General features: G+C 59.6%; 8 protein-coding genes and 1 tRNA gene. 6 read left to right on the top strand and 3 right to left on the bottom strand.

Annotation, left to right across the window (positions count from 1 at the left end; genetic code table 11):
- Nucleotides 1–507: helix-turn-helix domain-containing protein (locus KJ624_03915; protein MBU2008981.1), on the bottom strand; the 507-nt coding region annotated here is incomplete at its 3' end.
- Between the two features lie 185 nt (nt 508–692).
- On the opposite strand from KJ624_03915, the gene KJ624_03910 reads away from it, so the two are divergent.
- Nucleotides 693–1,034, top strand: a complete 342-nt coding sequence (locus KJ624_03910) for a hypothetical protein (protein MBU2008980.1) — start codon at nt 693–695, stop codon at nt 1,032–1,034.
- A gap of 365 nt (nt 1,035–1,399) precedes the next feature.
- Complete coding sequence (locus tag KJ624_03905; GenBank protein ID MBU2008979.1) at nt 1,400–2,545, top strand: recombinase family protein; 1,146 nt, start codon at nt 1,400–1,402, stop codon at nt 2,543–2,545.
- On the opposite strand, the gene KJ624_03900 is transcribed toward KJ624_03905, so the two are convergent.
- Nucleotides 2,507–2,580, bottom strand: a tRNA-Asp gene (locus KJ624_03900). The two genes, KJ624_03905 and KJ624_03900, sit on opposite strands and share 39 nt — an antisense overlap.
- Nucleotides 2,581–2,691: 111 nt before the next feature.
- On the opposite strand from KJ624_03900, the gene KJ624_03895 reads away from it, so the two are divergent.
- The gene (locus KJ624_03895) at nt 2,692–3,183 is read left to right on the top strand and encodes an Lrp/AsnC family transcriptional regulator (GenBank protein ID MBU2008978.1); all 492 of its coding nucleotides are present in this window, start codon (nt 2,692–2,694) and stop codon (nt 3,181–3,183) included.
- Between the two features lie 2 nt (nt 3,184–3,185).
- On the top strand, nt 3,186–4,367 hold the full coding sequence (locus tag KJ624_03890; GenBank protein ID MBU2008977.1) for an aminotransferase class I/II-fold pyridoxal phosphate-dependent enzyme: 1,182 nt from the start codon (nt 3,186–3,188) through the stop codon (nt 4,365–4,367).
- Here KJ624_03890 and KJ624_03885 read toward each other — a convergent pair.
- Nucleotides 4,345–5,160: an inositol monophosphatase gene (locus KJ624_03885; GenBank protein ID MBU2008976.1), complete on the bottom strand. Its 816-nt coding sequence runs from the start codon at nt 5,158–5,160 to the stop codon at nt 4,345–4,347. The two genes, KJ624_03890 and KJ624_03885, sit on opposite strands and share 23 nt — an antisense overlap.
- A gap of 76 nt (nt 5,161–5,236) precedes the next feature.
- Here KJ624_03885 and KJ624_03880 point away from each other — a divergent pair, with 76 nt between their 5' ends.
- Nucleotides 5,237–5,740, top strand: coding sequence for a gamma carbonic anhydrase family protein (locus KJ624_03880; protein ID MBU2008975.1), 504 nt, complete (start codon nt 5,237–5,239; stop codon nt 5,738–5,740).
- Nucleotides 5,741–5,743: 3 nt separating this feature from the next.
- A complete protein-coding gene (locus KJ624_03875; GenBank protein ID MBU2008974.1) occupies nt 5,744–6,022 on the top strand; it encodes a DUF1232 domain-containing protein in 279 nt (92 codons plus the stop codon).
- Nucleotides 6,023–6,315: the final 293 nt, after the last annotated feature.

Below are 6,315 nucleotides of genomic sequence, written 5' to 3'. Positions count from 1 at the left end.
GTCTGTCTCTCTCTTGGCTTCTTCCACAATGTGCGCCTGCAGCCTGTGGCAATCTTCAATACACTTACCACCAATACTCTGCCACTGCTCTAGCCTCTTCAGGATGGAGGTTCGCCGTGAAGACCGCAGGTGCTCCAGGACGCAGTCAAATTCTTCGCCGAGCTTGACCCTATAGCTGCTACCAGCCTTGTGCCAGCTGATCACGCCACATTCCAACGAATAAGCTCTCTGCCCCACTGAAAGGTCAGATATGTCAAGAAGCTCGGGAGGGGGGAATGCCAATGCCTCCTTGAGACTCTTGACCCTGTCTCGGATGATTTCCCAATGCTTCTGAAGATCCTGCAGTCTCACCAGCTCGGGGACCCGCCCTACTTCAAGCTTGGCGAGGTAGCTCTTCACCGTTCGGGCATCTTTGCCAATTTCATGCCCTATTTCTGCGGGAGTGTGTCCCTCTTTGTAGAGCTCCTCAACCCGTTTTCTATCCTCGGGGGTCAGTCCCCTCGTCATTTTGCGCAACTATCACCTTTGCTGGGGGAGCCCAACCGTAGTTTTGTGCAAACGTGCCGAATCTCCGCCAATGTGCCCTAATTATAGCTAGCGTCAGATGTTGGAGCAACTCGTATGCCAGTGCAAAGGGGATGTGGGGGCTTTCTACGCAAGGGAGGCACGCAACCACTGTCTGGCAGGCTGACTTGAAGAAGGAACCATTTCCTGGACATGTCCCACTGCCTCCGGCCCTGCTGAGGCTGGCGGCGGTGCTAATGGACATTGCCGTGAATGAGGCAAAGGCGCCAGTGACCGGGGAGATGGACCGGGGGCATCTGGACATCCAGTCCGTCCGCTTGACAAGCCCGTCTCCAGGCACTACGATGGAGCCAATGGCGTTCATCAGAGCAAAGGTCAGTCGGGGTAAGACCTACTACTATCTGGTGGAGAACCACCGGGAGGGCAAGAAAGTACGTCAGAAGGTGCTGAAATACCTAGGGACCAAACCACCGGAGGGCTGGCAGCCAAAGAAGAAGGAGGACAAATGAAGGCAGTGCTTTATGCCAGGGTGAGCAGCAAAGAACAGCTAGAGGGCTATTCCATTGACGCACAGAAGCGGGCCTTCACGCTGCTCTGTCGGGGCCGCCAGTGGGAGCCGGTGGCAGAATACATAGACGAAGGCAAGAGCGCCCGCACGGACAAACTAAGTAGGCGGCCAGCTTTTCAGAAGGCTTTAGCAGATGCTCAGACGCATACCTACGACGTCCTTGTGGTCCACAAGCTGGACCGCTTCAGCCGTAACCATCGGATAACGGAGAACTCCCTTCACGCTTTGGGCCAGGCTGGTGTCGCCTTCGTTTCCATAACCGAGCAAATAGATTTCACTACCCCGTCGGGAAAGCTGTTTCTGACAATGTTGGGGGGCCTAGCTCAGTTCTATTCCGATAACCTCAGCCAGGAGACCAAGAAGGGCAAGCATGAACGCAAGGCCCAGGGCCTATACAATGGCTTGCTCCCCTTTGGTGTCATGAAGGGGCCAGATGGAGTGCCCAGGCCCCACAACGAAATCTGGGTAATCAAAGACAAGAAGGGTAACATCCTGGAGGAACGGAAGCCCACTCATGAGGGCTTGGCGATGGCTTTCCAACTGGCAGCCCAGGGGGAGACAGACAAGGCGATTGCCCAGGTCCTTAATGCAAGGGGATACAGGACGCATGGCACGCATGGCTCAAATCCATTCTCCAAGGATACAGTGGGTGGCATACTGGAAAACCGCTTCTATATCGGGGAACTCACCGATGGCAAGAGGGGCTGGGTGAAAGGTAAGCACGCCCCAATCATACCCGCGGAACTGTTTGAGGCAGCCCAACAAGCCCGCGCTAGACGGCGGACAGTGCCCCAGGGCACCAGAAGTGACGCCCATCGTTACTCCCTATCTGGTGTTGCCCATTGCGCCGCTTGTGGTGGCCATCTCAGAGTATTCGCTAAAAAGCGGATGCTGTGTAATCAAAGGATAGACCGCAACGGTTGCAGCCAGCCGAGTGCCAGACTATCGGTCTTGGATAGCCAGATGTTGGCCTACCTTCAAGCCTTCAAGCTGCCGCAGGACTACAGAGAGAAGATGCTGGCCTATTGCCGAGAGATGGACGCTGAAATAGGGGTAGAAACTGAGATCAAGAGCATTAAGGGGGGGCTAAACAGAATTAAGAACCTCTACCGTATTGGCGATATGGAGTATGCTGAATATCTGGCCGAACGGCAGCAACTTCAGGCAAGGCTAGCCAGACTCACCGTCACCGAAGACAAGCCAGACCATTTAGGCAGGGTAGGCCAGTTCTTGAATAGCGTGGCTTTGGCATGGGAAGCGGCAGACCAGGAGGACCGCAACCACCTGGCCAGTGAACTGTTCGAGAAGGTGTGGCTGAAGGACGGCGTCATTCAGGGAGTCGTTCCCAGGCCGGAGATGGTTCCGTTCTTTGACCAGGTATACTCCGAGGCTGTCAACAACAGGTTGCAGGTACGGCCCCGACGGGATTCGAACCCGCGATCTCGGCCTTGACAGGACCGCATGTTAGGCCACTACACCACGGGGCCGTCTTCTTTAGTTTAGTTTAGACCCTCCTTCCCGTCAAGAAGATGGCCCGTTTCCTTGACCCCCCAACAGGGGCCGTGCTATCATCGCTTATCTGCTAAAGGGGGAAAACCATGACAGAGAAAGAGAAGGAGTTCCTGCGCATCCTGGAAAAGGACCCCCGCACCACCCCGGAGAAGCTCGCCACCATGACCGGCTCCAGTCCCCAGGCGGTGGAGAAGGCCATAAAGAAGGCGGAAGGGGAAGGGGTCATCGTCAAGTATAAGACCGTCATCAACTGGGAAAAGGCGGGGGAAGAACAGGTGATGGCCCTGATTGAGGTCAAGGTGACCCCCCAAAGGGATGTGGGCTTTGATGCCGCCGCCGAGCGCATCTACCGCTTCCCCCAGGCCCGCTCGGTCTACCTGGTCTCGGGGACCTATGACTTGGCCGTGCTGGTGACAGGCAAGACAATGCAGGAGGTCGCCGCCTTTGTAGCGGAAAAACTCTCCCCCCTGGAGTCCGTCCAGGGCACCGTCACCCACTTCCTCCTGAAACGCTTTAAGGAGGACGGGGACATTCTGGTGGGCAAGGAAACCACCCCCAGGCTCCCCTATACCCTCTAGCCATGGAGACACCCGAGGTCCAGAAAAGCCCCCTCTCCCGGCGACTGGAGGCCATCCCTCCCTCGGGCATCCGGCGCTTCTTTGACCTTGTCCGCTCCGTGGAGGGGATAATCTCCCTGGGGGTTGGGGAGCCGGACTTTGCCACCCCCTGGCATATCCGAGAGGCGGGCATATATGCCCTGGAGAAGGGCTACACCATGTATACCCCCAATACGGGTCTGCCCCAGCTGAGGAAGGCCATCGCCCGCTACCTTGAAGAGAACTACGGGGTGGCCTACAACCCGGAGACCGAGGTCCTGGTCACGGTGGGGGTGAGCCAGGGCATGGACCTGGCTATGAGGGCCATCCTCAACCCCGGGGAGGAAGTTATCATCCCCGACCCCGCCTATGTGGCCTATGCCCCCTGCGCCCTTCTGGCGGGGGGCAAGCCCGTCCCCATCCCCACCACAGGAGAGGAAGATTTCCGCCTCAGCCATGAGAGGGTGGCCCGGGCCATAACCCCCGCCACCAAGGCCCTCCTCTTCGGCTACCCCGCTAACCCCACCGGGACGGTTATGCCCCGAAGGGAGCTTATGGCCCTGGCGGAGCTGGTAAGGAAGCACCAGCTCATCGCCGTCTCCGACGAGATATATGCCCGGCTGGTCTATGAGGGGGAGCACACCTGCTTTGCCACCCTCCCCGGGATGAAGGAGAGGACTATCCTCCTGGGGGGCTTTTCCAAGGCCTATGCCATGACCGGCTGGCGGCTGGGCTATGCCTGCGCCCCCCAGGAGATTATTGAGGCCATGACCCGGGTCCACCAGTACACTATGATGTGCGCCCCTATCATGGCCCAGATGGCAGCCCTGGAGGCCATCAGGAACGGAGATGCCGCAGTAAAAGAGATGGCCCTGGAATACAACCACCGCCGCCGGGCAATAGTCAAAGGACTCAACGCCATCGGCCTCCCGTGCCCGGAGCCCCAGGGGGCCTTCTACGCCTTCCCCTCCATCCGGGCCACCGGCCTCTCCTCCGAAGAATTCACCGAGAAGCTCCTGATGGAGGAGAAGGTCGCAGTGGTACACGGTTCGACCTTCGGGGCCTGCGGGGAAGGCTATATCCGCTGCTGCTACGCTGTCTCCCTGCCGGCCATAGAGGAAGCCCTGAAAAGGATGGGCCGCTTTATGGCCCGCTACGGACGGTAGTCCCGACCTTCTGGAGGCATCCCCGGTGGAGCTCCGGGTTCCCAGCAATGATGGCCTGGGTTCGGGGAAGGACATGTTTGCCTTCCCAGTCGCTCACCACACCCCCCGCCTCCTCTATCAGAAGCTTCCCCGGCAGGATGTCCCAGGGGTAGAGACGGCGGTGGAGGTACAGGTCCAGCCGGCCCGAGGCCACATAGGCCAGGACCAGGGCCGCCGAGCCCATAATCCGAAAGGAAAAGACCGCCCCCCAGAGCTTTCTCGCCGCCTCCAGCATTTCCCTTCCCCTCTCCATGTCATACCCCATGTCAAACCCCACCAGGGCATCTTTTAGCTCCGTCCTGGCCGAGACCCTCAGGGGTTTTTCCCCCAGAAAGGCCCCCTGGCCCTTGAGACCGCGAAAGAGCTCGTCCCTCACCGGGTCATAGGTAACCCCCAGGACGACCTCCTCTTTGTGGAGTAGGGCCAAGTTCACCGAGAAGAAAGGGATGCCGAAGGAGAAGTTGTTGGAGCCGTCCATGGGGTCCACCACCCAGGTGAAGGGGGAATCCGATACTACGGCCTCCGACTCCTCCGATAGGAACCCGCAGGAGGGAAACTCGGCCCTGAGCTCCCCGAGGATGGCCTGCTCCGAGAGGTAATCCGCCTCGGTCACCAGGTTGCTCTTCCCCTTTGGCCTGGTCTTCTTGTCCGTCCTGGAAAAGGAGGAAAGAATGACACTCCCGGCGGCCCGGGCCACCTGGGAGGCTATCTCCAGGGCGGGGCGCCCGCTACGGGAAGGGGGAAGCTCCAGCATCTGGGGAAGTCTAGCACAAAGGAGAAGAGGGGGCAAAAGATTGACAGGGGGCGGGGGAGGGGATAATCTCATAGGCGTGATAAAGCCCTTTCAGGGAAAGGAGCCCCGCATCGCCCCATCCGCCTGGGTGAGCCAGCAGGCGCTGCTCATAGGGGAGGTGGAGGTGGGGGAGGGCTCCAGCATCTGGCCGGGGGCCGTCATCAGGACCGACTCCGGCCCCGTCATCATCGGCAAAAACTGCCACATAGAGGAGAACTGCGTCATCCACGGGCCCACCCGGATGGGGGACTCCGTGTGCCTGGGCCCGGGGGCGGTGGTGGAGGCGGAGAGGATAGGGAGCTATGTCCTCATCGGCAGCAACGCCACCGTGCTCAAGGGGGCCCAGCTCGCAGGCTACTGCGTCATCACCGCCGGCTCCCTGGTTAAAGAGAAGATGGATGTCCCCACCCGCTCCGTGGTGGCCGGGGTGCCGGGGGAGATAAGGCGCTTCCTCCAGTCCCAGGATATAAAAGAGGAGCTGGAGGGCATGATAAGGGCCCTGGCCCCCCTGGCCCAGCAGTTCAAAAAAGAAGGGCTCTAGCCCCTGTTTGACAGGCTTAAGGCCACAGGGAGAGCCCTAAAACGCGAGCTCAGGGTGTATCAGCTGGTGCTGAAAGACCGACGCACACCGCGCCTGGCCAAGGTCCTTCTGGGTCTCGCCGTCGGCTACGCCCTCTCCCCCGTTGACCTCATCCCCGATTTCCTGCCCGGGCTCGGCTACCTGGACGACTTAGTCATCGTGCCTGCCCTGGTCATCCTGGCCCTGAAAATGGTGCCCAGGCAGGTCCTTGAGGACTGCCGGCTCAATGCAAACAGCGTCTAGCAGGGTGCTGAAAAAAGGGGCTGATGGTCGTTTTTTGATGTGGGTGCATCCGGGTTATCGTCCCCGGGGGCGCGTCCTGGAGGGTCTTGGCCTTCCCGAGAGGGCCTTCGCCGCCTTTTTTGAGCCTTATTTAGCCTCGGGGGGCACACTATGCCCCTTGAATGGTCTGCACGGCCACGGCCAGTCTCGCCATTCGGACCAGATTGTAGGCTGCCGCCGTTAGTTCCGCCCAGAGCTGATTGCGCGCTACCCCTTTGTATCGAAGCTTGCGACCTCCTCCAACCGTCTTCATC

Source organism: Chloroflexota bacterium (assembly GCA_018825785.1).
GTDB lineage: Bacteria > Chloroflexota > Dehalococcoidia > JACVQG01 > JAHKAY01 > JAHKAY01.
The sequence above is the reverse complement of the archived record's forward strand: the minus strand, read 5'-3'. Positions and strand labels throughout refer to the sequence as shown.

Bases quoted from the DNA above. Each gene is read 5' to 3' on its own strand.
- KJ624_03890 (MBU2008977.1), top strand. From the start codon at position 3,186: ATGGAGACACCCGAGGTCCAGAAAAGCCCCCTCTCCCGGCGACTGGAG.
- KJ624_03905 (MBU2008979.1), top strand. From the start codon at position 1,400: ATGTTGGGGGGCCTAGCTCAGTTCTATTCCGATAACCTCAGCCAGGAG.
- KJ624_03895 (MBU2008978.1), top strand. From the start codon at position 2,692: ATGACAGAGAAAGAGAAGGAGTTCCTGCGCATCCTGGAAAAGGACCCC.
- KJ624_03885 (MBU2008976.1), bottom strand. From the start codon at position 5,160: ATGCTGGAGCTTCCCCCTTCCCGTAGCGGGCGCCCCGCCCTGGAGATA.